22 protein-coding genes are annotated in these 23,487 nt (G+C 73.1%); 8 read left to right on the top strand and 14 right to left on the bottom strand.

Going from position 1 to position 23,487, the window contains the following annotated elements; translation table 11 throughout:
- The first annotated feature begins 175 nt into the window (after positions 1 to 175).
- The 3 genes from AS97_RS16460 to AS97_RS16450 all read left to right on the top strand — a co-directional run bounded on the left by AS97_RS16460 (position 176) and on the right by AS97_RS16450 (position 3,470).
- Positions 176 to 907 carry a sigma-70 family RNA polymerase sigma factor gene (locus AS97_RS16460; RefSeq protein WP_247204391.1) on the top strand — a complete coding sequence of 244 codons (732 nt, stop codon included), beginning with the start codon at positions 176 to 178 and terminating at the stop codon, positions 905 to 907.
- A gap of 1 nt (position 908) precedes the next feature.
- Entirely contained in the window at positions 909 to 2,114 is a 1,206-nt protein-coding gene (locus AS97_RS16455) for a CU044_5270 family protein (protein WP_210565191.1), read from the top strand.
- Positions 2,115 to 2,192: 78 nt separating this feature from the next.
- The gene (locus AS97_RS16450; RefSeq protein WP_210565190.1) at positions 2,193 to 3,470 is read left to right on the top strand and encodes a hypothetical protein; all 1,278 of its coding nucleotides are present in this window, start codon (positions 2,193 to 2,195) and stop codon (positions 3,468 to 3,470) included.
- Positions 3,471 to 3,584: 114 nt separating this feature from the next.
- Here AS97_RS16450 and nirD read toward each other — a convergent pair whose 3' ends face one another.
- The 11 genes from nirD to AS97_RS16395 form a co-directional block, all read right to left on the bottom strand.
- Positions 3,585 to 3,956, bottom strand: coding sequence for a nitrite reductase small subunit NirD (gene nirD / locus AS97_RS16445; RefSeq protein WP_059148052.1), 372 nt, complete (start codon positions 3,954 to 3,956; stop codon positions 3,585 to 3,587).
- Entirely contained in the window at positions 3,953 to 6,607 is a 2,655-nt protein-coding gene (nirB, locus tag AS97_RS16440; RefSeq protein WP_282615725.1) for a nitrite reductase large subunit NirB, read from the bottom strand. The genes nirD and nirB overlap by 4 nt, the downstream gene beginning before the upstream one ends.
- Positions 6,608 to 6,639: 32 nt before the next feature.
- Positions 6,640 to 8,019, bottom strand: coding sequence for an FAD-dependent oxidoreductase (locus AS97_RS16435; protein WP_210565189.1), 1,380 nt, complete (start codon positions 8,017 to 8,019; stop codon positions 6,640 to 6,642).
- An 81-nt stretch (positions 8,020 to 8,100) separates the two neighbouring features.
- Positions 8,101 to 9,366 carry a cytochrome P450 gene (locus AS97_RS16430; RefSeq protein WP_210565188.1) on the bottom strand — a complete coding sequence of 422 codons (1,266 nt, stop codon included), beginning with the start codon at positions 9,364 to 9,366 and terminating at the stop codon, positions 8,101 to 8,103.
- Complete coding sequence (locus AS97_RS16425) at positions 9,363 to 10,724, bottom strand: cytochrome P450 (RefSeq protein ID WP_059148056.1); 1,362 nt, start codon at positions 10,722 to 10,724, stop codon at positions 9,363 to 9,365. The genes AS97_RS16430 and AS97_RS16425 overlap by 4 nt, the downstream gene beginning before the upstream one ends.
- Positions 10,721 to 11,455 carry an ATP/GTP-binding protein gene (locus tag AS97_RS16420; RefSeq protein ID WP_232546411.1) on the bottom strand — a complete coding sequence of 245 codons (735 nt, stop codon included), beginning with the start codon at positions 11,453 to 11,455 and terminating at the stop codon, positions 10,721 to 10,723. Before AS97_RS16420 ends, AS97_RS16425 begins: the two co-directional genes overlap by 4 nt.
- Entirely contained in the window at positions 11,439 to 11,804 is a 366-nt protein-coding gene (locus AS97_RS16415; protein WP_059148057.1) for a DUF742 domain-containing protein, read from the bottom strand. Before AS97_RS16415 ends, AS97_RS16420 begins: the two co-directional genes overlap by 17 nt.
- Positions 11,801 to 12,250, bottom strand: coding sequence for a roadblock/LC7 domain-containing protein (locus AS97_RS16410; RefSeq protein WP_059148058.1), 450 nt, complete (start codon positions 12,248 to 12,250; stop codon positions 11,801 to 11,803). The genes AS97_RS16415 and AS97_RS16410 overlap by 4 nt, the downstream gene beginning before the upstream one ends.
- The gene (locus AS97_RS16405) at positions 12,250 to 13,659 is read right to left on the bottom strand and encodes an ATP-binding protein (protein ID WP_210565187.1); all 1,410 of its coding nucleotides are present in this window, start codon (positions 13,657 to 13,659) and stop codon (positions 12,250 to 12,252) included. Before AS97_RS16405 ends, AS97_RS16410 begins: the two co-directional genes overlap by 1 nt.
- Positions 13,660 to 13,776: 117 nt before the next feature.
- Positions 13,777 to 15,207 (bottom strand): HAMP domain-containing sensor histidine kinase, encoded by a 1,431-nt coding sequence (locus AS97_RS16400; protein ID WP_125761495.1) that lies wholly within the window; start codon positions 15,205 to 15,207, stop codon positions 13,777 to 13,779.
- A 4-nt stretch (positions 15,208 to 15,211) separates the two neighbouring features.
- The gene (locus tag AS97_RS16395; RefSeq protein ID WP_086708841.1) at positions 15,212 to 15,889 is read right to left on the bottom strand and encodes a response regulator transcription factor; all 678 of its coding nucleotides are present in this window, start codon (positions 15,887 to 15,889) and stop codon (positions 15,212 to 15,214) included.
- 172 nt (positions 15,890 to 16,061) lie between these two features.
- Between AS97_RS16395 and AS97_RS16390 the strand changes: the two genes are divergently transcribed.
- From AS97_RS16390 to AS97_RS16380, 3 genes are all read left to right on the top strand, one after another.
- Positions 16,062 to 16,673, top strand: coding sequence for a hypothetical protein (locus AS97_RS16390; protein ID WP_125761497.1), 612 nt, complete (start codon positions 16,062 to 16,064; stop codon positions 16,671 to 16,673).
- 108 nt (positions 16,674 to 16,781) lie between these two features.
- Positions 16,782 to 17,444 carry a 1,4-alpha-glucan branching protein gene (locus tag AS97_RS16385; RefSeq protein ID WP_086711218.1) on the top strand — a complete coding sequence of 221 codons (663 nt, stop codon included), beginning with the start codon at positions 16,782 to 16,784 and terminating at the stop codon, positions 17,442 to 17,444.
- 256 nt (positions 17,445 to 17,700) lie between these two features.
- Positions 17,701 to 18,051 carry a hypothetical protein gene (locus AS97_RS16380; RefSeq protein WP_125761499.1) on the top strand — a complete coding sequence of 117 codons (351 nt, stop codon included), beginning with the start codon at positions 17,701 to 17,703 and terminating at the stop codon, positions 18,049 to 18,051.
- Positions 18,052 to 18,135: 84 nt separating this feature from the next.
- On the opposite strand, the gene AS97_RS16375 is transcribed toward AS97_RS16380, so the two are convergent.
- Positions 18,136 to 18,495: a hypothetical protein gene (locus tag AS97_RS16375; RefSeq protein WP_059148064.1), complete on the bottom strand. Its 360-nt coding sequence runs from the start codon at positions 18,493 to 18,495 to the stop codon at positions 18,136 to 18,138.
- Between the two features lie 124 nt (positions 18,496 to 18,619).
- Between AS97_RS16375 and cutA the strand changes: the two genes are divergently transcribed.
- Positions 18,620 to 18,943 (top strand): divalent-cation tolerance protein CutA, encoded by a 324-nt coding sequence (gene cutA, locus AS97_RS16370; protein ID WP_059148065.1) that lies wholly within the window; start codon positions 18,620 to 18,622, stop codon positions 18,941 to 18,943.
- A gap of 124 nt (positions 18,944 to 19,067) precedes the next feature.
- Here cutA and AS97_RS16365 read toward each other — a convergent pair whose 3' ends face one another.
- A complete protein-coding gene (locus tag AS97_RS16365) occupies positions 19,068 to 19,763 on the bottom strand; it encodes an ElyC/SanA/YdcF family protein (RefSeq protein WP_059148066.1) in 696 nt (231 codons plus the stop codon).
- A 420-nt stretch (positions 19,764 to 20,183) separates the two neighbouring features.
- Between AS97_RS16365 and AS97_RS16360 the strand changes: the two genes are divergently transcribed.
- Positions 20,184 to 21,173 carry an adenosine deaminase gene (locus AS97_RS16360; RefSeq protein ID WP_125761969.1) on the top strand — a complete coding sequence of 330 codons (990 nt, stop codon included), beginning with the start codon at positions 20,184 to 20,186 and terminating at the stop codon, positions 21,171 to 21,173.
- Between the two features lie 10 nt (positions 21,174 to 21,183).
- On the opposite strand, the gene AS97_RS16355 is transcribed toward AS97_RS16360, so the two are convergent.
- The gene (locus tag AS97_RS16355; protein ID WP_210565186.1) at positions 21,184 to 23,403 is read right to left on the bottom strand and encodes a molybdopterin oxidoreductase family protein; all 2,220 of its coding nucleotides are present in this window, start codon (positions 23,401 to 23,403) and stop codon (positions 21,184 to 21,186) included.
- Between the last annotated feature and the right edge of the window lie 84 nt (positions 23,404 to 23,487).

Here is a 23,487-nt window from a genome sequence, read left to right as displayed (position 1 = left end):
CCCTGCGCGACCGGCTGAGCGCCGCTCTCCGCCTGAGCAGTGATCACGCACCACTTGGCCGGTGACCCCGCTCCAGCGGCTATGCACCGCGCCGCCCAAACTTTCCTCTCCCCGGGTGTAAGAAAGCGCGGCCCTCGACCACTGCATGGTGAGAGAGCCGAGATGAGGAGACGGCGTGACCGACGCCCAACGCTTTCGGGACCTTTACGAGGAGTGCCACCCCCGTGTGCTGGCCTACACGGCCAGCCTGGTGGGTCGGCAGGTCGGTGAGGACATCACCAGCGAGACCTTCACGGTCGCCTGGCGGCGGATGCGGGACATCCCCACACCGCCGCTGCCGTGGCTGCTCGGCGTGGCCCGCAATCTGACCCGCGAGCTGCGGCGCCGCGACGGCAGGCAGTACGACCTGGCCGCCCAGGAGGCCCAGCGCATCATCACCTCCGGCGCCCAGGTCGAGGACGTGGCCGCGGGGGTGACCGAGCGTGCGGTGGCGCTGCAGGCGCTGGCGGGGCTGTCCGCCGCTGACCGCGAGCTGCTGACGCTGGTCGCCTGGCACGGGCTCGGCCCGAGACAGGCCGCGCGTGTCCTCGGCTGTTCCAGCGCCACGTTCGCGGTGCGGCTGCACCGGGCCAGACGGCGGCTGGAGCGGGCCGTGGACGCGCTCGGCCCCTCCCCTGAACCCGATCCCGGCCCCGGCCCCTCCCCTGAACCCGATCCCGGCCCCGCCCCGGCCCTCGATCCCGGCCCCGGCCCCGCCCCGGCCCTCGATCCCGGCCCCGGCCCCGCCCCGGCCCTCGATCCCGGCCCCGGCCCCGCCCCGGCCCTCGATCCCGGCCCCGGCCCCGCCCCCGACCTTGACCCTCGCCCTCGCGCCCCGCGCGCGAACGTGACAGTGAAGGAGACCTGAGATGGCACGCAAGCGGCACGATGTGATGAAGACCCTGGCGGACGCGCGGCCCCCGGAGTTCGATCCGGACCACCTGGCCGGTTCCGCACGCGCCCGCCGCGACCTGGAGACCATCCTGGCCGGCCGGGCCGAGGCGCCGCAGCTCCGCCGGTCCCCGCGGATGTTCACCTGGCGCTGGGCGCTGCCCGTCGCGGCGACGGCGGCGGCCGCCGGGGTGCTCGTCGCCACCCTCCCCCAGGGCGGCTCGGGCGCCGAGGGCTCCCGGACGTCCGCCGGCCCCGGCTCCACGGCGGACGGCGCCCGGCACATCCCCGCCAACGGCCGTCTGGCGCTGCGACACGTCGCCGACCGGCTGGACCGGACGGCGGCGGACGAGGGCACCTACTGGCAGGTGGCCACGCGGTCGGGCTGGATCGGCGTCGTCGACGCGTCCGGGGAGACCTTCGCGGTGTCCTCCTCCGAGAAACAGCAGCGGTCCTTCGGGGTACGGCCCGGCACGGAAAGCCTCAACGTCATGGGGCTCGAGGCCACCACCAAGCCCCGCAGCGAGCGCGATGCGGCGCGCTGGCGGGCCGTCGGCTCGCCGAAGGACCTGACGCTCGCCGACACCGGACAGGGCGGCAGGCTCGGTCTGCGGATCGAGACCGGGGCCGGGAAGCGGCCGACGGTGGACCGCATCAACTCGGGCGACCGGATCGCCGCCCTCGGCGCGCGCAATGTCACCTACGAGGACCTGCGGAAACTCCCGGGCGACAGCGCGAAGTTGCAGGAGGTGCTGGCGGACCTGTACCGGGAGGACGGCGGGAGCGAGGTCCGCGGCCGCACCGAGTGGATGTGGCGGCAGGCGGCCGGGCTGATCGGCTTGCCGGTCAAGGCCGAGGTACGGGCCGCCGCGTACCGCGTCATCGCGGGGCTGCCGGGCATTCGCGCGCTCGGCGAGGTGACCGATCCGCTGGGCCGCGAGGGCGTCGGCTTCGCCCTGCCCGCGTCCGACCGGCCCGGCTACGGGACCGGACGGTCCGAGCTGATCGTGGACCCGTCGACCGGGGCCCTGCTGTCCGAGCAGGAGGTGCTGACCGAGCCGGACGCGAAGGCCGCCGAGGCGGGGCTCACCTCGGGCACGGTGGTCAACTACACCGCCACCGTCAGGTCGGAGTGGACCGACCGGCAGCTGAAGATCCCGGAAGCCCCGGAAACGTCGGAATGACCGGCCGGGGCGGGCTGTAAGAACGGCCGGGCGGCGGCCATTTCCTTCTGAGAGCCCCACCCGAGCAGAAGGAAGGTCATGGACAGAACCACAGGACGGCCCGGAACCCGCCGGATATGGCTGCGCAACGCGGTCACGGTGTGCGCGGTCGCACTCGGCACCTTCGGCACCTTCGGCACCCTCGCCGCCCCGGCGAATGCCGCCCCCGCGAATGCCGCCCTCGCGAATGGCGCGAACGCCGCGACCGGCGGCACGTCCGGCCCGGCGGCCCGCGCCGCCACCCCGTGGACGCTGCGGACGCCGCTGAGCGAGACCGTCTCCACGGAGTTCTGGGACGTCGCCGCGACCGGTGCCAAGGACGCCTGGGCGGTGGGCCGGAAGACCGACGGCGCCGACGGGCCCACCCCCGCGATCAAGCACTGGAACGGCACCACCTGGACGGACGTGCCCGCGGCCGGGACCGGAGACGAGCCCGGGCAGCTCGAGAAGGTCAGCGCCGCCGCACCCGACGACGTCTGGGTCGCCGGCGTCCGGCTCGGCGACACCACCTCACCGGTCGTGGTGCGGCACTGGGACGGCGAGAAGTGGGCCGACACCGCCCACGCCACGCCCCAGGAGGGCTGGATGAGCTTTGTCGGCGACATCGCCGCGTTCGGCGAGAAGTCGGCCTGGCTGACGAGCTTCGACTGGGACCGGGACAGCGGCGCTTCCACGTCCCGCCTGGAGCGCTGGACCGGCTCCGGGTGGCAGGAGGTGTCACTCCCCGCCGCCCCCGGTGGCGGGGAGGTGCGGCCGTGGGACATCACCGGCACCGACCCCGACGATGTGTGGGTCACCGCCGAGGCCGTGACCGGCGATGTGTCCGACCCGCTGCTCTACCACTGGAACGGCCGCGGCTGGACGGTCCGCGAGGTGCCGACCCCGGCCGAGCACCCGACCGGCTGGGTCGCCAACCACGCCGTGGCCACCGGCCACGGTTCGGTCTACGTGGTCGGCAAGACCAACGACGCGGAGGTGCCCGAGGGCACCATGGCCACCCAGTGGACCGGCAGCCGCTGGCAGTCGCTGCCCGCGCTGCCGGTCGACGAGGCCAACGCCGCCGGTGCGGACGGCGCCGGGAAGCTGTGGATCGCCGGTTGGTCCGCCGGCGGCCGTCACTCCGTGCTGTCCCGCTGGACCGGCACGGGATGGGCGACCGAGGAGCTGCCCGCCGACGTCACCGAGCACAGCGAGATGTCCACGGTGTCCGGCATCGCCGCGGTCCCCGGGACGAACGGGGTGTTCGCCGCGGGGACGGCGGGCTGCCAGAGCGACCCTGTGATGTGCGGGGTGGTGGTCTCACGCGACGTGGGCTGACCCTCCGCGCGGGGCGTGCGGCCCTTCGCGGGGCGTGCACTGCTCGCCTCGCGGGACGCACGCTGGCCCCTCACGGGACGTGCGGAGACCGCTCACGGGACGTGTGCCGCCCCCTCAGGCGACGCGCGCCACCGCGTCCCCCGTGCGTGTGACATACGCCTGGACGGCGACCGTCTCGTCGTCCAGGCACCGCCCCGTCTCCAGGTCGAAGCGCTGCTTCAGCAGCGGGGAGGCGACGAACGGCCGCCCGCCCGCCGAGCCCAGCAATCCCCGGGAGAGGACGTACGCCCCCGTGAACGGGTCGCGGTTGGCGATCGCGTACGTGCGTCCCGACCGGTCCAGGAAGATCGCCGCCTGGTTGCCGTCCGGCAGCAGGGCGGCCACTCCGCGCCCGGGGGTGAGGTCGGTCAGCTCGCAGACCGCGAACCACCGCTGTTCGATGAGGAGTTCCACGCGGACGGCGGTCCGCTCGGGTGCCATGGTCATCGGCTGGCGGTCCCTTCGAGAGTACGGACGGGGAGGGTGGGGCCGGACAGGATGGTCAGGTCCGGCTTGACCTGGTCGCGCTCGGGCACGAACTTCACCGTCGGGTCCGGCGCGTCAGGTGCGTTGACGAAGGAGACGAAGCGCCGCAGCCGTTCCGGATCGCCCAGGGTCTCGGCCCACTCGTCGCGGTAGCCGGTCACATGGTCGGCCATCATCGCCTCCAGCTCGGCGCAGAGCCCCAGCGAGTCGTCGACCACCACATCGCGCACATGGTCCAGGCCGCCCTCGATCCGCTCCAGCCAGGCCGAGGTGCGCTCCAGACGGTCCGCGGTGCGGATGTAGAACATCAGGAACCGGTCGATGAGCCGGATCAGCTCCTCGTCGTCCAGGTCCTGGGCGAGCAGATCGGCGTGGCGCGGATCTGCTCCGCCGTTGCCGCCCACGTACAGGTTCCAGCCGGTGGAGGTGGCGATCACGCCGAAGTCCTTGCCGCGTGCCTCCGCGCATTCGCGGGCACACCCGGAAACGGCCGACTTGAGCTTGTGCGGTGAGCGCAGCCCCCGGTAGCGCAGCTCCAGGTCGATGGCCATCCGGACCGAGTCCTGCACGCCGTAGCGGCACCAGGTCTGCCCCACACACGACTTCACGGTGCGCAGCGCCTTGCCGTACGCGTGGCCCGACTCGAATCCGGCGTCCACCAGCCGCGCCCAGATCAGGGGGAGCTGGTCCACCCGGGCGCCGAAGAGGTCGATCCGCTGACCGCCGGTGATCTTCGTATAGAGCCCGAAGTCCCGGGCCACCTCGCCGATCACGATCAGCTTCTCCGGGGTGATCTCCCCGCCGGGGATCCGGGGCACGATCGAATACGACCCGTTGCGCTGCAGATTGGCCAGGAAGTGGTCGTTGGTGTCCTGCAGCGCGGCCTGCTCGCCGTCCAGGACGTAGCCGCTCGCGCCCAGGGTCGGGGCCAGTGAGGCGATGATCGAGCCGACGGCGGGCTTGCACACCTCACAGCCGTCGCCCTGCCGGGCCTCGGCCCTGCCGTGGCTGTCCAGTAGCTGGGCGTAGGTGGTGATGCGCAGGGTGCGGACGATCTCGTACAGCTCGGCGCGGGTGTACGCGAAGCAGCCGCACAGCCCCTTGTCGACGCTGACGCCGCTCGCCTCCAGCTCGTCGTTGACGAGTGAGGTGAGCGCCTTGACGCAACTGCCGCAGCCCGTGCCCGCCTTGGTGCACTTCTTCACCTCCGGGACGGTGGTGCAGTGGTGGTCGGTGACGGCCGCACGGATCGCGCCCTTGGTGACGTTGTGGCAGTTGCAGACGACCGCCTCGTCCGGCAGCGCCGATGGCCCGAGGGCGACGGGCGCGCCCAGCCCTGCCGGGAGCACGAGCTGTTCGGGGGCGACGGGCGGCACCGAGCCGGTGAGCGGGCGCAGCATGCCGTACGCGTCGGCGTCGCCGACCAGCACCCCACCGAGGAGGGCGCCGTCGGCGCCGACCACCAGCTTCTTGTAGACGCCTGTGCGGGAGTCGGAGTAGACGACGTCCAGGCAGCCGTCGGCGGTGCCGTGGGCATCGCCGAAGCTGGCGACGTCGACGCCGAGGAGCTTGAGCTTGGTGGAGGTGTCGGCACCGCTGAAGCGCTTGGTGGCTTGGGCCGTGGCTTGGGCGGTGGCTTGCGCGGTGATGGTGCCGGCCGCGACCTCGGCCATCTCATAGCCGGGCGCGACCAGCCCGTACACCCGGCCGTCGGCGGCCAGCGCGCATTCGCCGATCGCGTACACCGCCGGATCGCTGGTGCGGCACCGCTCGTCCACCACGATCCCGCCGCGCTCGCCGACCTCCAGACCGCAGTCCCGGGCCAGCTGGTCGCGGGGGCGTACGCCCGCCGAGAAGATGACGAGATCGGTGTCGATGGACGAGCCGTCGGACAGCGCCATGGAGGTGACCGCGCCGTTGTCGTCCGCCGTGATCTCCTTGCCGCCGACGCCGGTGTGCACGATCAGGCCCATGTCCTCGACCGTGCGGCGCAGGGCCGCGCCACCGCCCTCGTCCACCTGGATGGCCATCAGCCGCGGGTTGAACTCCACGATGTGCGTGGTCAGGCCGAGCCCCTTGAGCGCCCCCGCCGCCTCCAGGCCCAGCAGCCCCCCGCCCACGACGACGCCGGTGGCGCGGTGTTCTGCGTACTCCTCGATCGCGAGCAGATCCTCGACGGTGCGGTAGACGAAGCAGCCGTCACTGTCCTTGCCGGGCACGGGCGGGACGAACGGATACGAGCCGGTGGCCAGCACGAGCGTGTTGTATGCGACGGTCAGCCCGGAGCGGGCGGTCACGGTGCGGGCGGCGCGGTCGATGGACTCGGCCGGATCGCCGAGATGCAGCTCGATGCCGTGCCGGGCCATGAAGCCGTCCTCGACGAGGGAGAGTTCGTCGGGAGTGCGGCCGGAGAAGTACGAGGTCAACTGGACGCGGTCGTAGGCGGGCCGGGGCTCCTCGCAGAACACGACGATGCGGGCGGCGGTCTCGGTGACGTTCCGCTCGACGAGCGCTTCGAGAAACCGCTGGCCGACCATGCCGTGGCCGACCAACACGAGGGTGGGGGCGGCGGCGGGCTCGGGCTTCGGCGCGCTCGCCATCGTCGTCGTCATCGGTGCACTCGTGGTGATCGGTGCGCTCATCGTCAGGAGCCTCCATCGTTGGTCAGCAGGTGGAGCAGGGGGGTGGCCGGGAGCGGCTCGTCGCCCTCCCAGGCACGGGCGAGCGCGCCGACGGTGCCGAGATCGCCGAGAAGGATGCCGCCGAGGAGACGGTCGCCGCGGACCACGACTTTGCGGTACGTGTTGCGGGTGGCGTCGGTGAGGTGGATGACGTCGTCGCCGGGGGCGGGGGTGGGGTTGCCGAAGGCAGCGAGGTCGAGGGGGCCGGACGTCGAAGTGAGCGTCAGGCGGGTGAGGGCACGGGTGCCCGTGTAGCGAAAATCCAGCCCCTCCGGCGATTGGGGAGCGGGGTCCGGGGCGGAGCCCCGGTGGGACTCCAGGGGGCCGTGCCCCCTGGGTTCGGGGAGGGGCGGGGCGGGGGAGAGCAGGCGCGCCAGCACGTCCGCCTGTTCCTGCGCCGCGCTCGCCAAGCCGTACACGACGCCGTCGTGTTCCGCGCAGTCGCCGATCGCGAAGACTCGCGGGTCACGCGTCCGCAGCTCGTCGTCGACGACGATGCCGCGTGCCACCTCCAGCCCCGCCGCCCGCGCCAGCCCGACCCGTGGCCGGACTCCGCACGCGAGCACGACCAGATCGGCCTCCAGGGCGTATCCGTCGGCCAGTTCGACGGCGTGGACTGCCCGCGCTGCCCGCCCGTCGGTGCGCAGGCCCCGGGCCCGGCACTCGGTGTGGACCTCCACGCCCAGCGCCGCCATATGCCGTCGCAGCAGCCGTGACGCGCCCGGGTCCAGCTGGCGTTCCATCAGGTGTTCGCCCTGGTGGGCCAGGACCACCTGGGCACCGCGCTGGCCCAGCGCACGGGCGGCGGAGACGCCGAGGAGTCCGCCGCCGATGACGACGGCCCGTGTCCCGGGCCGTACGGCCGCGCCGAGGGCCAAACAGTCGTCCATGGTGCGGAAGGCGTGGACGCCATCCGGGAGGGCACGGAGGTCGTCGCGGCCCTCCGGCTCGAACAGGCCGCGCAGCGGTGGCAGCACCGGGTTGGAGCCGGTGGCCAGCACCAGCGCGTCGTACGGCACGCGACGGCCGTCGTCGCACAGCACCTCCGCCGTGGGGCGGTCGACGCGGACCACCCGCACCCCGCTGAGCCGCCGCACCCCGGCCCCGGTCCCGGCGGCGGGGGCGGGGAGGGCGATGACCTCCGGGGCGTACCGCCCGGCGAGGACCTCGGCGAGCAGCACCCGGTTGTACGCGAGGTGCGGCTCCTCGCCGATGACCGTGACGTCGAGGGTGGCCTCGCCCGCGCTTACGACGAGCTGCCGCGCCAGCCTCGTGCCCGCCATCCCGCCGCCGACGATCACCACCCGCCGCTGCGGGCTTCCCGGCTCCCTGTTCGACTCCATGCCAGGAAGCGTGCGGGGTGCCTGTTACCCCACCGCATCCCCGCCGTTTCCCGGAGGCAACGCTGCCCTCAGCGCACCGGCTCAGGCGCTGTGAGCCGCCCCGAGCCGGATGGGGAGCCGCTGCGGGCTGTTGCCGACGAAGCTGGGGTGCGGGACCAGCTCCTCGTCCGGGACGGCCAGATCGAGGTCGGGGAAGCGGGTGAAGAGGGCCTCGAGGGCGATCATGGCCTCCATCCGGGCCAGCGGGGCGCCCAGGCAGAAGTGGGCGCCGTGGCCGAAGGACAGATGGCGGGCGCCCCGGGTGACGTCGAAGCGGCCGGCGTCCGGGCCGTACGCCCGCTCGTCGCGCCCGGCGGCGGTGTACGAGACGAGCACCGGCGCGCCCTTGGGGATGACCGTGTCCCCGACCGGAAGGTCCCTGGTGGGGTAGCGGAACGGGAAGTAGCTCACCGGGCCGTCGTACCGCAGCGTCTCCTCGACCACATCGCCCCAGGTCGCGGCACCGGAGCGAACAAGGTCCAACTGGTCGCGGTGGTTGCACAGCGCCCGCACCGCGTTGGTGATCAGGTTGAGCGTGGTCTCGTGCCCGGCGATGATCGTCAGCATCAGGGTGCCGATCAGCTCCTCCTCGGCGAGCCGGTCCCCGTCCTCCTCACGGGCCGCTATCAGCGCGCTGGTCAGATCGTCCCCGGGATCCTTCGCCCGGGCCGCCGCCACCTGGCCGAGGATCGCGACCATCTCACGGTTGGCGTCCGGGACCCGTTCCGGGGCGGTGTGGGTGGAGACGATCTCGTTGGACAGCTCGTGCAGCCGGTCCTGGTGCTGGTCGTCGACGCCCAGGAGCCGGCAGATCACGCTCATCGGCAGCGGCAGCGCGAAGTGACGGCGCAGGTCGGCCACCCCGTCCGGATCGGCGGCGACGGCCCCGGCCAGCCGGTCCAGCAGCGTGCCGGTCAGCTCATGGACCACCGGGCGCAGCGCCTCCACCCGGCGCGGGGTGAACGCCCGGGTCACCAGGGACCGCAGCCGCTTGTGGTCCTCGCCGTCCGCGGTGATCATGCCCCGGACGGTGGCGAAGGTCCGCATCGGCCAGCCGGGCGGGAGCTCGTCCCGCTGCAGGGCGGCGAAGTGGCAGGCGTTCTTGGCCACGTCGGGGTGGGTGACGAAGTCCTTCAGCTCCTCGTGCCGGGTGATGGCGTACCCCGGTACGTCACCGGGCAGCAGGACCGGGACCGCGGCCCCGCGGGCGCGCAGCTCTTCGTTGACCGCGTGCTGGCGTGCCCCGGTGGGGTCCAGGCGGTGCGGTGCGAGGTCGGCGTGCGACACGGGGCATCGGCCATCGGTCATCTGCGGTCTCCTGCGGGGGAGTCGGGGGCCGGGGAGGCGGGGGCCGGAGCCGGGGAATCGGAGGGCCGGGCCGGGGAGCCGGAGGTCTGGGACGGGGAATCGGAGGGCCGGGCCGGGGAATCGGAGGCCGGAGACGGCGAGTCGGCGGCGAGCTGCGGCGCCGAGAACCGCACCGGCAGCTTGGCCAGCCCCTTGGACCACGGCGAGGTGATCCACGGAAGCTGCTCCTCCGGCACCGCGATCTCCATATCCGGCAGCCGGTGGCGCAGGGTGTCCACGGCGGTACGGGTGATCAGCCGGGCCGGGTCCCGCGCCGGGCAGGTGTGCGGGCCCGCGCCGAAGGCGAGGTAGGAGCGGTTGCCGACCACCGGCCGTCCGTCCTCGGGCAGCACCTCCGGATCGGCGTTGGCGCCGGCGAGGCCCAGGATGAGCATGTCCCCGGCGCGGATGTCCTGGCCGCCGAAGCGCAGATCGCGGGTGGCGTAGCGGCCGGGGAAGTTCTGGGTGGGCGGCTGGCGCCACAGCACCAGGTCCAGGGCGTCGTCGACGGTGAGATGGCCGTGGGTGAGCGAGGAGCGGAACGCGGGGTCGGTGAGCAGGATCTGGATTGTGGAGGCGATCCAGTTCACGGTGGTGTTGTTCCCCGCGACGATGATCACCACGAGGTTGTGCAGCACCTCATCGTCGCTGAGCCCGGCGGGGTGCTCCAGCAGCCAGGACGTCAGATCCGCGCCCGGCCGCCGCTTCTTCCCGGCGATCAGCTCCAGCAGGATCTGGCCCATCCGCCTGTTGGCGCCGGTGGCGGCCACGGTCGGGGCGACGATCGTGGTGAGCGTCTCGACCAGCCGCGCCCCGTTCTCCTCGTCGAGCCCCAGCAGTTCGGTGACGACCTGCAGCGGCAGGAGACGCGCGTAGCTCTCCACCAGATCCGCCGCGTGCCGGTCGGCGAACCCGGCGACCAGCCGCTCCGCGGTGGCCCGCACCGTACGGATCAGCTCATGGCCGTTGACCCGCCCCAGCGCGTCGGCCACCGCCGAGCGCATCCGGCGGTGCGCCGCGCCGTCGGCGAACAGCAGCGCCGGGCGCCAGCCCACGAGCGGCATCAGCGGGGAGTCGGCGGCCACCCGGCCCTCGCGCAGCGGGCTCCAGCGGCGCGGGTCATGGGAGAAGTACTGCTCGTCGCGGGTGAGATGGAGCAGCTCGCGGTGGCCGATGACCAGCCATGCCTCGACCCGGGGCGCGATCTCCACCGGGACCACCGGACCGTGGTCGCGCCGCATCCGCTCGTACAGGTCGGTCAGCGGACCGTCGAGCGCGGTTCCGTACAGCGGCACCCGGGTGGGGGCCGGGGCGGTCATGACGCCTCCGTGAGTGTCTCGATCAGATGCGAGACGAGCGAGATCAGCGCCTTGACCGAGGACTGGTGCTCCCGGGCGTCACAGATCACCAGCGGGGTGTGCGGGAGCAGATCGAGCGCGGAGCGCAGATCGTCCTCGCTGTGCGGCTTGCTGTCCGGGAAGGCGTTGACCGCGACGGAGAACGGCACATCCAGGTCCTCCAGATGCCCGATGGCGTCGAAGGACGCCTCCAGATCGCGGGTGTCGACCAGCGCGAGCGCGCCCAGCGCGCCGCGCGCCAGGTCCTTCCAGGCCGGGAGGAACCGCTGCTGGCCGGGGGTGCCGAAGAGATACAGCACCAGCTCGCCGCCCAGGGTGATCCGCCCGAAGTCCAGCGCGACGGTGGTCGTGGTCTTCGACGGCCGCACCTTGGTGTCGAGCCGGGCCCCGGCCTGGCTCATCGTCGCCTCGGTGGAGAGCGGCTTGATCTCCGACACCGTGCCGATCAGCGTGGTCTTGCCGACGCCCATCGGGCCGACCACCAGGATCTTGGCGGCCCCGGCCACGCTGGACTGCACGTACATGACGGGGGTGTCGTCCATGTCGTCCATGTCGTCCGTATCGCCCGTCTCGCCTGTCTCGTTGGTGTGGTCTGTGCGGGTCGTGCGGTCCGCGTCGCCCTGGCGGGCCGTGGGGTTCGTCTGCGTTGTGCCGTCCGTACCGGCCATCGAGATCTCAGAGCTTGCTCTCAAGCCCATCGAGCACCTTCCTCAGCAAGTCCAAATCGGCACGTTTTCGCTTGACCACCCGGATCGGCGGACGCGCCACGATGTGCCCCCAGTCGATGAGGTCCGCGAGCAGCACCTGCACCACGGCCGGCGGCTGACCGAGATGGGCGGCGACCTCCGCCACCGACAGCAGCCCCTGGCAGTGGTCGGCGATCCGCCGGTACTCGGGCTGCAGATGCGGCGGCAGCGCGCTCCCGGACGCCATGACGAGCGTTTCCAGCGGCAGAGCATCCCGTGAGGAACCGGCGCGCCCCCGTGTGATCACATAGGGGCGCACCGCGGCCGTCGTGCGTTCCTCGCCGGGCGAGCTCATGACGCCGGGCGGCCCATCGGGTCCCGCGGCTGACTGCTCAGATGGGCACCGATCTTCGCGACCAGTAATTGCATCTGCTGGGCCACCAGGCCGACATCCGTCTCGGCGCCGGTGGCCACCCCCAGCGAGGCGCCCTGACCGGCCGAGGTGAACAGCACGAACCCGCTATCGGATTCGATCATCAGTTGCCGCACCCCCGCCTCGTCGCCGAACAGCAGCGACACGGTGGACTGGCTGGTCACCGTCAGCGCGGCGCAGGCGGCGGCCAGCGACTCGGCCTCGTCCACACCGAGCCGGGACACCTCGCCGGACAACCCCTCGGCGGAGTCGTGGCCCATGCGCAGACCGTCCTCCGAGACGACGACGGCATGCCGCACCCCGGGGATCCCCGTCAGCGGACGCAGCATCCATCCAACATCGGGCAACTTGGATATGGTTCCGGCCACTACCGGCCTCCTTCTCGGTCTCGGTCTTCTCGGTCCGGACTCTTCTCCTCCGTCAGCGGTACGGCCGCGTCCTCCGCCTCCACCCGCCCGCGGCGGGTGCCGGAGACGACGCTGGTGATGGAGGCGCGGGCGGCCTCCGGCGTCCAGGAGGCGCCGGTGTGCGGGGTGGGCGCGGCGCGGGCCGGGGCGCCGGAGGCGGTGGCCATATCGGCCGTGTCGGCCGGGGCGGTACCGGAGGCCGGGCGGCGGCGGTTGCGGCGCCGGGGCAGCCCGGTGCCGAGCGGGGCGGGGGCGTCGGGGGAGTCGGGGGCCTCGGGGGCGTCATCAGCGGACAGGCCGTTGAGCGAGCCGCCCCCGGCCGGGTCCGCGGCGGCCGGGCCGAGGCCGGTGCCGCCCGCGTCGTGGCTCACCGTGCCGACGGTCACGGGCTCCACGACCACCGGCCTTTGGTCCGCGGCCCGGACGGCGCTCGTCGGCTCGGTCAGCAGCCGGTGCGGTACGAAGACCACCACCCGCGTCCCGCCGTAGGCCGACGCCGTCGACAGCTCCACCCCGAAGCCCAGCTCCCGCGACCAGCGCCCGACACAGGCGAGCCCCAGCCGCGGCACGGCGCCCAGCTGGGCCAGGTCCAGACCGTCCCGCAGCTGGCCCACGGCCTTTTCCAGCACGTCCGGCGGCATGCCGAGCCCCGCGTCGTCGATCTCGATGACGGCGCCCGCCGCGACCTCCCGGACGGCGACCGCGACCTGGGTGCGGGAGGGGGAGAAGACCGTGGCGTTCTCCAGGAGTTCGGCCACCGCGTGCATCAGACCCTCCACGGCGGGTGCCACCGCGTAGAGGGTCTGCCCGCCGTGGACGTCCACCCGGCCGAACTCCACGATGCGCGACTGCGCGCCGCGCACACAGTCGAAGAGCGACACCGGCCGGGTCTCCCGCCGCGCGGGCCAGATCCCGCACATCACCAGCAGAGTCTGGGCCTTACGGGTCATCTGGGCGGCCGCGTGGTCCGCCTTCATCACCTCGCCCATCAGCCGCGCGTCCTCGACATGCTGCTCAAGACCGTCGAGGACCTGCTGCTGCACCATCGACATGGCGTGCATATTGCGGGCCACGGACTCGAACGACGCCTGGACGGAGTCGCGCAGCCTCCGCTCCCGGCGCGCCGCCTCGTCCAGGTCGCTCTGTACGGCGGCCAGCCGCGCGACCTCTTCGCCGCGCTCGGCCGCCAGCGCGCGCTCGCGCGCGGCATTGGCTCGTTCCCGTTCGGAAACGGCTCGTTCTCGCTCGGTCGCCGCACGCGCGTCAGCCAGCGCGCGACGGAGTCTGACCACCCAGGTGAGGCACAGCGACAGCACCAGTACCAGCACCGCGGACGCGGCCACGACGACGGCCTCCGTCCCCGACAGCACCTTTGACACCTCCATCTGGGACACGGCCAGGAAAGGGCAGATACTACTGACCAACTGATCAGTCTGGTCCGGTAGTTGCCAAACTCTCACGAGGGAGACGCCGCGTCCGCACCGGGGTCAGGGGTGGGCGAGGTCCGTCCGCGGCAGACACAACAGCAGGCGAGCCCCGCCCCGCGGGCTGGTGAGCACCGTAAGGGTGCCACCGTGGGCGTGAGCGATGTCATTGGCGATGGCGAGCCCGAGACCGGTGCCGCCGTCCTGGCGGGCCCGGGCGTCGTCCAGCCGGGTGAACCGCTCGAAGACGCGCTCGCGGTCGGCCTCGGGGATGCCCGGACCGTCGTCGTCCACGGCCAGTTCGACCAGGCCGTCGCGGACCGCCACGGTGATCGAGACGGCGGTACGGGTGTGCCGGCGGGCGTTGTCGGCCAGGTTGGTGAGCAGCCGGGAGAGCTGCACCCGGCTGCCGGTCACCACGGCCGCCCGCGCCTGCTCCCCGGCCAACGTGAGCGCGCCCGGGTGGCGCCGTACCTCCTCGGCCGCCAGCGCGCCGAGATCCACCGCCGCGGTGCGCGGCGCCTCCTGCGCGTCCAGCCGGGCGAGCAGCAGCAGATCGGAGGCGACGGCCTGCAGCCGGTCGGTGTCCCGCAGCGCCTTGTGCACGGCGGCCGGCCAGTCGGTACGCGACGGGCGGGCCAGGACCAGTTCGAGCTGGGCGCGCACGGCCGCGATGGGGCTGCGCAGCTCATGCGAGGCGTCGGCCACGAACTGCCGCTGCCGGGTCATGGCCCGGTGCAGCCGGTCCAGCGTGGCGTTCATGGTGCGGGCCAGCCGGTGGATCTCGTCCCGCGCCCGGGGCACCGGCACCCGGCGATGCAGATCGCGCTCGGTGATCTCGGTGAACTCCTGCCGCATCGCGGCGACCGGGCGCAGGGCGCGCCCCACGAGCAGCCAGGTGAGCCCCGCCACGAACAGCACCAGACCGGCGGCCGCGGGGGCGGCCTGGCGCAGCAGCAGACCGGTGGCGTTGTCGACGGCGGTGGTCGAGGGGCTGACCTTCACGCTGTACGGCTGCCCGGCCTGGATGGGCTTGCCGGGCTCGGCCGGGCGTGTCGTGGAACCGGCCGAGTCCTGCGGGGTGGCCTCCGGCTGCTGCGAACCGGTCTCGGTCGGCATGGTGGGGGTGACCGTCCGGCCGGAGACGTCCTTGATCGTCACCGCGCCGGGGGCGACGATGAGCGCCCGCCGCGGCGCGGGGTCGGTCAGCGCCAGTTGGCCCTTGATCGCCGTCGCGGCGTTCCTGGCGTCCAGATCGGCGCTGGCCCGGAGGTTGTGCTGCAGGGCCAGCACCAGGGCCAGCATGCACAGCCCGATCGCGAAGGCCACAGTCCCGGCGGCCGCCAGCACGGCCTTGGCGCGCACGCTCAGTCCGGACGTCAGGTGCGGGCGGCGGCGTCCTGTGTGCTCTGGGGGCTCACCGTCGGCCGTGTGCCCGATGTCCTGTCCTCCGACATCCGGGACGCGCCCCGCGTCCGCGCTGATGTGCCCCACCGTCTCACCCTCCGTCGCGGGCCAGCAGATAGCCCGCGCCCCGTATCGTGCGGATCGACTGCCGTCCGTACGGCACATCGATCTTCCGGCGCAGGCTCCGGATATAGACCTCGACGAGATTGGCCCCGCCGTCGTACGCGGTGTCCCACACGCTCTGCACGATCTCGGACTTGGAGACCACCTGGCCCGCGCGCCGGGCGAGGTACTCCAGCACGGCGAACTCCTTGGCCGTGAGCGTGACCTCCTCCTTCCCCCGCGCACAGGCCAACGCGGCGGGCTCCAGCCGCAGATCGCCCAGCTCCAGCACATCGGGCCGGTCCAGCCCGCCGCGCCGCACCAGGGCCCGCACCCGCGCGATCAGGACGACGAAGGAGAACGGCTTGGTCAGATAGTCGTCAGCCCCCACGTCGAGCCCATCGGCCTCGTCGTACTCGCCGTCCTTGGCGGTGAGCATCAGGATCGGCGTCCAGTCGCCCTGTTCGCGCAGCCGCGAGCAGAGCTGATAGCCGGAGCATCCGGGGAGCATCACGTCCAGCACGATCGCCGCGTATCCGCCGGAGCGGGCGAGCGCCAGGCCGCCGGGCCCGTCCGCCGCCGTCTCGATGGTGAAACCCTCCTGCTCCAGGCCCTCGGTGAGCAGTTCGCGGAGCCGGGCGTCGTCTTCCACCACCAGTATGCGCACGCGGTCAGGATGGCATGGGCAAGCTGAGGCCCCGCTGAACCGCCACCGGCTTCAGCGGGGCCTCAGGGGGTTCAGCGAGGACTCAGCATCGGTGCGCCACGGTGGGTGCGCCGACGGATCAAGGGTCCTTCGGCAGCCAGTTCCACTCCCCGAACGAAGGAGAGCTGTGCCCATGTCTCACTTCCTGCCTCGTGCCACGTCTGCCAAGCGGCGCGGTGTCGTGCTCGCCATGGCGGCCGGTGCCCTGGCGCTGGGTGCCGCGGTACCCGCCTCGGCCTCGTCCTCCTCCTCGGCGTCGGCCTCCGCCTCCGCCTCCAACGCGAAGTCGAAGCTCAGCAACACCGTCACCTGCCGGGTGGTGCACGGCGCCAAGCCCGCCAAGCCCGCGAAGTCGGTCGAGCTGACCGAGGTGGGCAAGGCCACCGCGGGGGTCAAGGCCGACGGCAAGAGGGTCACCGTGGCGCCGAAGGACGGTGCCCGCGGGCACGGCGACGTCTGCGTCACCCCCACCGCCCCCACCATCCCCGCCTTCCCGGGCAAGCCCGGCAAGGTGTGCACGGTCGTCATCATCAAGGGCAAGGCCGGGACCGAGGGCGACGACTCCGCCGTCCCCGCCCGCCCCACGACGCCGACCAAGCCGGGCAAGCCGACCACGCCCGGTGAGCCGAGCAAGCCCGGTAAGCCGTCCAAGACCTGCGAGATCGTGGTGGTCAAGGAGGGTCACCGCGCCGACGACCGGTCCGCGGACGCGACGAGCGCGGCGGTCGGGGCGACCCGCTCCTGAACCACTGGCCGGCCCGTGGGGGATCGGCCAGCGGCCCGGCGCGCAGGGCGCGCCGGGCCCTCGCGCGTTCCGTGGGAAGCACACGCCGGGGCGAGGCGTTCTCCCGTCATGTCGATCATTCACAAGACCACGATGAGTCCGACCAAGGTGGAACTGCTCACGGCCTGGCTGCCGGGGCAACCGTGGTACGCCGCCGCGCAGCGCGCGCCCGAGCTGTCGCGGGCCGGTGGCTTCCGGCTCGACGACCCGGAGGGCGAGGTGGGCATCGAGTTCATGGTGGTGCGGGATGACGCCGGTGATCGGCCCGCCTGGTACCACGTACCGATGACCTACCGCGCGGCGCCGCTCGACGGAGCCGAGCAGGCCCTCATCGGCACGACCGAGCACGGGGTGCTGGGGCAGCGGTGGATCTACGACGGGGCGCACGACCCGGTGCTCGTGGGCCAGTTGTTCGCACTCCTCCAGGGCCGCGCCGAGCCGCAGGCGCAGAGCGTGTCCGACACCCCCGACCCTTCCGTCATCGCCGAGGTGGCCGGGGCCGGGTTCGAGGTCCCGGCCGGGGCCGCCGAGGCGTCGGCCGTCGCCAACGGGCCGGACGGCACCCGTCTGCTGCTGGGCGACGGGGTTGCCCTCCAGGTGACGCGCGTTCTGCGTCCGGAGTCCGGTGCGCAGACGGCTGGCGTCCGGGGCCATGTCAGCGCGGGCTGGCGGCTGTCGGAGGACGACGAGACCCGCGGCCGGTTCGCCGTCCTGTACGACACGGTGTCCTGACGCACCGTTGGGCTCATGAGCGCGGCGGGAGCGTCGGCGGTGGCCGGTGCTCCCGCCGCGCTCATACGTACGCTTACGCACCCGGACCGCCCGCAAGGCCCCCGGATGCGCCGCCGTCGCGGCCGTCCTCGCCCCCTCGGCGCGCCCTTGGCGCCTCCCTCGGCGCGCCCCCCTTGGCGCCGCCTTCGGAGGCACCGTCGCCGCCGTCGCACCCGGTCGACACGCGCTCATCGCGCTGTGCCCCCGCTCGAAGCCGGTGGACCACGTGGTCCCCACGCTGCTCGGCGGACCCGAGCTGGAGGCGATCCGGGACCGGCTCGCCTCCAGCGGTCTGCTCACCCGTCTCCGGGGCCGCCCTACCCGCACGGGCCGGCGCCGCGTGAAGGCGGCCGTGCGGGAGGGGGCGCTCCCCTCGTACGTCTTCCACGGCCCAGTCGTCCTCCCGGAGCCGGCGCGGCGCAAGGCCGTCAGCGCGGCGATCCCCATCCCGAACGGCGATCCGGCCTACTGGGAGCGGCACACCCTCATCGCGCGACCCCGGCTACCCCGACCACGCGTCCTTCTACGAGACGCACTCGTGGGGCGACGACCGCAGCGGAGGCCATAGCGGAGGCCATGGCGGCGGAGGCCATGGCGGTGGCTACGGTGGCGGCCGCCACGGCGGCCGGGGGCGGCAGCGACTAGGTCGCCGTCAGGCGGTGGCCGGGTCCTCGTACGGGGTGGGACAGCCCTGTGTGGCGGTCACGGCGGTCAGCAGTACCACCGAGTCCTCCAACGCCCGCAACCCGTGCCGCTCATGCGGGATCTCCTGCACCTGGCCCGCGATGAGATCCATCCGGTCGCCGCCGCCGGTCAGCCGTACATGCCCGTGCAGCACCTGGAGACTGGCCGCCGGAGGAGCGTTGTGCTCATCGAGCTCGCAGCCGGAGACCATGGCGATCACGCTCTGCCGCAGCGGACCGTTGTGCAGGAACAGGTGTGCGCTGCGCCCGTGCGGATCGGCCTTGGCCTGGTCCAGATGGTGGCGCGCGAGCGTGGTGAGGTCATCCATGAGTGCCCCTCGATCGGTCCGGTCTGATCGTTGGCGGGTTCCCTCAATCCTCACCGGCTAGCGTGGTGGGCGCCAGTTCGCAGCCGCGCCGTACGACCGCGCCGTGGAGAGAGGTACCGCAGCAGTGGCCGACTACCTGACCGTACTGACCACCACCGACACCCCCGAGAAGGCCGAGGCGCTGGCCCGCGGGGCGATCGAGGCCCGGCTGGCGGCCTGTGCGCAGATCAGCCAGCCCGTGACATCCGTGTACCGGTGGGAGGGGGAGGTCGAGACGGCGGCCGAGTGGCAGGTGCTGTTCAAGACCACCGCCGCGCGCTACGACGAGCTGGAGGCCCATATCCGCGAGGCGCACGACTACGAGACGCCCGAGGTCATCGCGATGCCCATCGTGAGCGGCAGCGAGGACTATCTGGCGTGGGTGGTGTCGGAGACCACGATCGGCTGACGGCGACCTGTGGCCGGGGACGAGGGCCGAGGGGGCGAGGGCTGAGGGCCGAGGGGCCGACGGTTGAGGGGCCGAGGGGCCGACGGTTGAGGGGGCGAGGGGCGACGGTCGAGGGGGCGAGGGCTCAGCGGGAGCCGGAGGCCCCCCGCCCCGCCAGGGCCCGCTCGATCCCCCGCTCCCGCGGCCCCAGAAAGTGCGGATCCGGCTCGAACGCCGCGTCCAGGGCCGCCTTGCCCGCCGCCACGACCTCCCGCGTCCCACCGAAGTACCAGGTCACATCGTGCGGCTCGTCGACCGCGACCCCGTACGCGTCGATCCCCGCCGCCCCGCACAGCGCCAGCGCCCGCCGCACATGGAACCCCTGGCTCACCAGCACCGCCTTGTGCACCCCGAAGACCCGCCGGGCCCGGCTGCAGGAGTCCCACGTGTCGAACCCCGCGAAGTCGCTCACGATCCGCCGGTCCGGGACCCCGTGCTTGACGAGATAGGCGCGCATCGCGTCCGGTTCGTCGTAGTCATGGCGGCTGTTGTCCCCGGTGACCAGCAGCGCACGAACCCTGCCGTCCTGGTAGAGCCGTACGGCGGCGTCCAGCCGGTGCGCCAGATACGGCGACGGCTCCCCGTTCCACAGCCCCGCCCCGAAGACCACCCCGACCGGGGCCGAGGGCACATCGGCGACCGTATGGATCCGGTCGTCCGTGCTCAGCCGCAGCCAGGTCGCCGGGAGCAGGGCCAGTACGCAGACGAGGACGCCCCCCTGCACCACCCGCCGCCACCCCCGCCGCGTCCGCGGCAACCGCCTCCGCGCCCACCCCAGCATGCGCTCCCCCTCTTCGCGTCACCGATCCGGTCGCGCTGTGGGATGTGGGAGAGGGGGTGGCGGTTGCGTCGGGCTCGGCGGTTTCCTCCTGGTCCCCTTCGGGCTCATCCACGAAGTCGGTGGTCTCGAGCTCGATGCCGAACGGCGCGGGGATGGGCAGCGGCTTGCCGAACGGGACCGTCATACGGGCGGGATAGCCGTGGTCCGAAGGGTCCCAGAAAGCCGTGATCTCGGCCGCTTCACTATCGCGGTCACCGCGTCCGCCATCCGCTACGGAGCGTACTGTCTCGCTCACCGCAGCGACGGGCCCCCGGCGGTATCCGTCTTCCGTTCGCATTACCCCCACAAGGGTGATGCGTCCGCTCCCGCATAGCCTTGAACGGTCCTCCCGCCACCGAAAACCAACAGGTGATCCACGCCATGCCCCCGATTCCCACCGCAGAACTCCATCTCCATATCGAGGGCACCCTGGAGCCCGATCTGGCCTTCGCGCTCGCCGGGCGCAACGGGGTCGAGCTGCCGTTCGCCACCGAGGAGGAGCTGCGGGCCGCGTACTCCTTCGGTGACCTCCAGGACTTCCTGGACCTCTACTACGCGCTGATGACCGTGCTGCGCACCGAGGACGACTTCGCCGATCTCACCAACGCGTATCTGGCCCGCGCCCGGGCGCAGGGGGTACGGCATGCGGAGATCTTCTTCGACCCGCAGGCGCACACCGCGCGCGGTGTGGAGATCGACACGGTCATCCGTGGCATCGGCCGCGCGCTGGACGCCGCGCCGCGCGCGTACGGCATCACCACGCGCCTGATCATGTGCTTCCTGCGCGACGAGAGTGCCGAGTCGGCCCTGGCCACCTTCGAGTCGGCCCGGCCCCACCTGGACCGGATCGCCGCCGTCGGCCTGGACTCGGCGGAGGTCGGGAATCCGCCGTCGAAGTTCCGCGAGGTGTACGCGCGGGCGCGGCAGGCCGGGCTGAAGTGTGTCGCGCACGCGGGGGAGGAGGGGCCGCCCGCGTATGTGTGGGAGGCGCTGGACGTCCTCGGCGTGGACCGCGTCGACCACGGGGTGCGCTCCCTGGAGGACGAGGCGCTGGTGGCCCGGCTGGTCGCGGACCGGACCCCGCTGACCGTCTGCCCCCTGTCGAACGTCCGGCTGCGCGTCGTGGACCGGCTCGAGGACCATCCGCTGCCCGCGATGCTGGACGCCGGTCTGCTGGTGACGGTCAACTCCGACGACCCCGCCTACTTCGGCGGCTACGTGGGCGACAACTACACCGCCGTACGGGACGCGCTCGGCCTCGACGAGGCCACCCTGCGCACCCTGGCCCGCAACTCCTTCCAGGCCGCCTTCCTGGACGAGGGGACCCGGGCGGCGTACCTGAAGGAGGTCGAGAGCTGGAGCCGGGGGTGACCGGAGGCGGTCAGCCCTCGGCCAGCTCCAGCCGCACCGCGCACACCTTGAACTCCGGCATCCGCGACACCGGATCCAGCGCCGGATTCGTCACCGTGTTGGCCCGACCCGGCCCCGCCCAGTGGAACGGCATGAACACCGTGTCCGGCCGGATGTCCCGGCTGATGCGGGCCGGGGCCACGGCGCGGCCGCGCCGGGAGACCACCGCGATCGGCGCGCCCTCGACCGCCCCCAGCCGCTCGGCGAGCAGCGGATGGAGCTGGACGTAGGGGCCGGGCGCGGCCTCGTTGAGCTCGGCGACCCGCCGGGTCTGGGCGCCCGACTGGTACTGGGCCAGCACCCGGCCCGTCGTCAGCAGCACCGGATACGTGGCGTCCGGCTCCTCGGCGGCCGGGCGATGGCTGACGGGGACGAAGCGGGCCCGCCCGTCGTCGGTGGCGAACCGGTCGAGGAAGAGGCGGGGGGTGCCGGGATGCGGACCGGGCCGTTCGGCGCCCTCCGAATGGGCCCCCTCGGCCTCCTTGGGGGTCCCCTCTGTGCCCGTACCGGCGCTCTCCTCCGCGCTCTCCGGACAGGGCCAGAACACCCCGTCCTCCTCCGCGATCCTCCGGTACGTGATGCCCGAGTAGTCCGCCGGGCCCCCGGCCGAGGCCCGCCGCAGCTCCTCGAAGACCTCCTCCGCGTCGGCCGGGAACCCCTTCTCCCAGCCGAGCCGGGCCGCGAGCCCGCTCAGCACCGACAGATCCGTCCGGACGCCCGGCGGCGGGGTGAGCGCCGCCCGGCGGAGGATGACCCGGCCCTCCAGGTTGGTCATGGTCCCGGTCTCCTCGGCCCACTGGGCCACCGGCAGGACCACATCGGCGAGCGCGGCGGTCTCCGAGAGCACGACGTCGGCGACCGCCAGGAAGTCCAGCGACCGCAGCCGGGACTCCACATGGGCCGCGCGCGGGGCGGAGACCAGCGGGTTGGAGCCCATCAGCAGCAGCGCCCGGACGTCCTGTCCGAGCGCGTCCAGGAGTTCGTACGCGCTGCGCCCGGGCCCGGGGAGGGCGTCGGGCTCCACGCCCCATACGGCCGCCACATGGGCGCGCGCGGCCGGGTCGGCTAGCTTGCGGTAGCCGGGCAGCTGATCGGCCTTCTGGCCGTGTTCGCGGCCGCCCTGGCCGTTGCCCTGGCCGGTCAGGCAGCCGTAGCCGGAGAGCGGGCGGCCCGCGCGGCCGGTGGCCAGGCACAGGTTGATCCACGCGCCGACGGTGTCGGTGCCCTTGGACTGCTGCTCGGGGCCCCGCGCCGTCAGCACCATCGAGTTCTCGGCGTCGCAGAACATCGTGACCGCCTTACGGAGGTCAGGGACGGGGACGCCCGTGATCCGCTCCACCAGCTCCGGCCAGTGGGCCATCGCGGCGGCCCGCGCCTCGGGCCAGCCGCTGGTGCGCCGTTCGACGAACTCCTCGTCCACCCGGCCCTCCGCGACCACCAGGTGCAGCAGCCCCAGCGCGAGCGCGAGATCGGTACCGGGCCGCGGCGCCAGATGCAGATCCGCCTGCTCCGCCGTACGGGTACGCCGGGGATCGACCACGATCAGCCGGCCGCCCGCCTCCTTCAGCTCGGTCAGATAGCGCAGCGCGGGCGGCATGGTCTCGGCCAGGTTCGAGCCGACCAGGACGACGCATCCGGTGCGGGCCACATCCGCCAGCGGGAACGGCAGCCCGCGGTCCAGCCCGAAGGCCCGCTGATGGGCGGCGGCGGCCGAGGACATGCAGAACCGGCCGTTGTAGTCGATCTGCGAGGTGCCGAGCACCACCCGGGCGAACTTCCCCAGCGCGTACGCCTTCTCGTTCGTCAGCCCGCCGCCGCCGAAGACCCCCACGGCGTCGCGGCCGTGCGCCCGGCCGGTGGCCTCCAGGCCCTCGGCGATCCGGTCGAGGGCCTCCTCCCAGGTGGCCGGTTCGAGCCGACCGGAGTCAGGGCGGCGGACCAGCGGCTCGGTCAGACGCACCCGGGAGGAGAGCACAGCGGGCGCGGTGCGGCCCTTACCGCAGAGCGCGCCGCGGTTGACGGGGAAGGCGGTGCGTTCGATGACCTCGACGCTGCCCGGTGTGCCGCCGGACCCGCGGTCCGGCGGCGTGGGGCGCAGCGTCATCCCGCACTGCAGTGAACAGTAAGGGCAGTGCGTGTCGACGGGGGCGGGGTCGGGGGCGGGGGAGTGCTCCCCGGGAACATGCACCATGCCAAGGAGGGTGCTACGGCCGTGTTACGGCCCGCGTCACCTCGGATTACGCCTGCGGGAAGCGGACCTCAGCACGGGGTCCGG

It is taken from the genome of Streptomyces sp. AgN23 (genome assembly GCF_001598115.1).
Taxonomy (GTDB): Bacteria; Actinomycetota; Actinomycetes; order Streptomycetales; family Streptomycetaceae; genus Streptomyces; species Streptomyces antimycoticus.
Note: the sequence above shows the minus strand (reverse complement) of the source record. Positions and strands in the feature narration are given on the sequence as shown.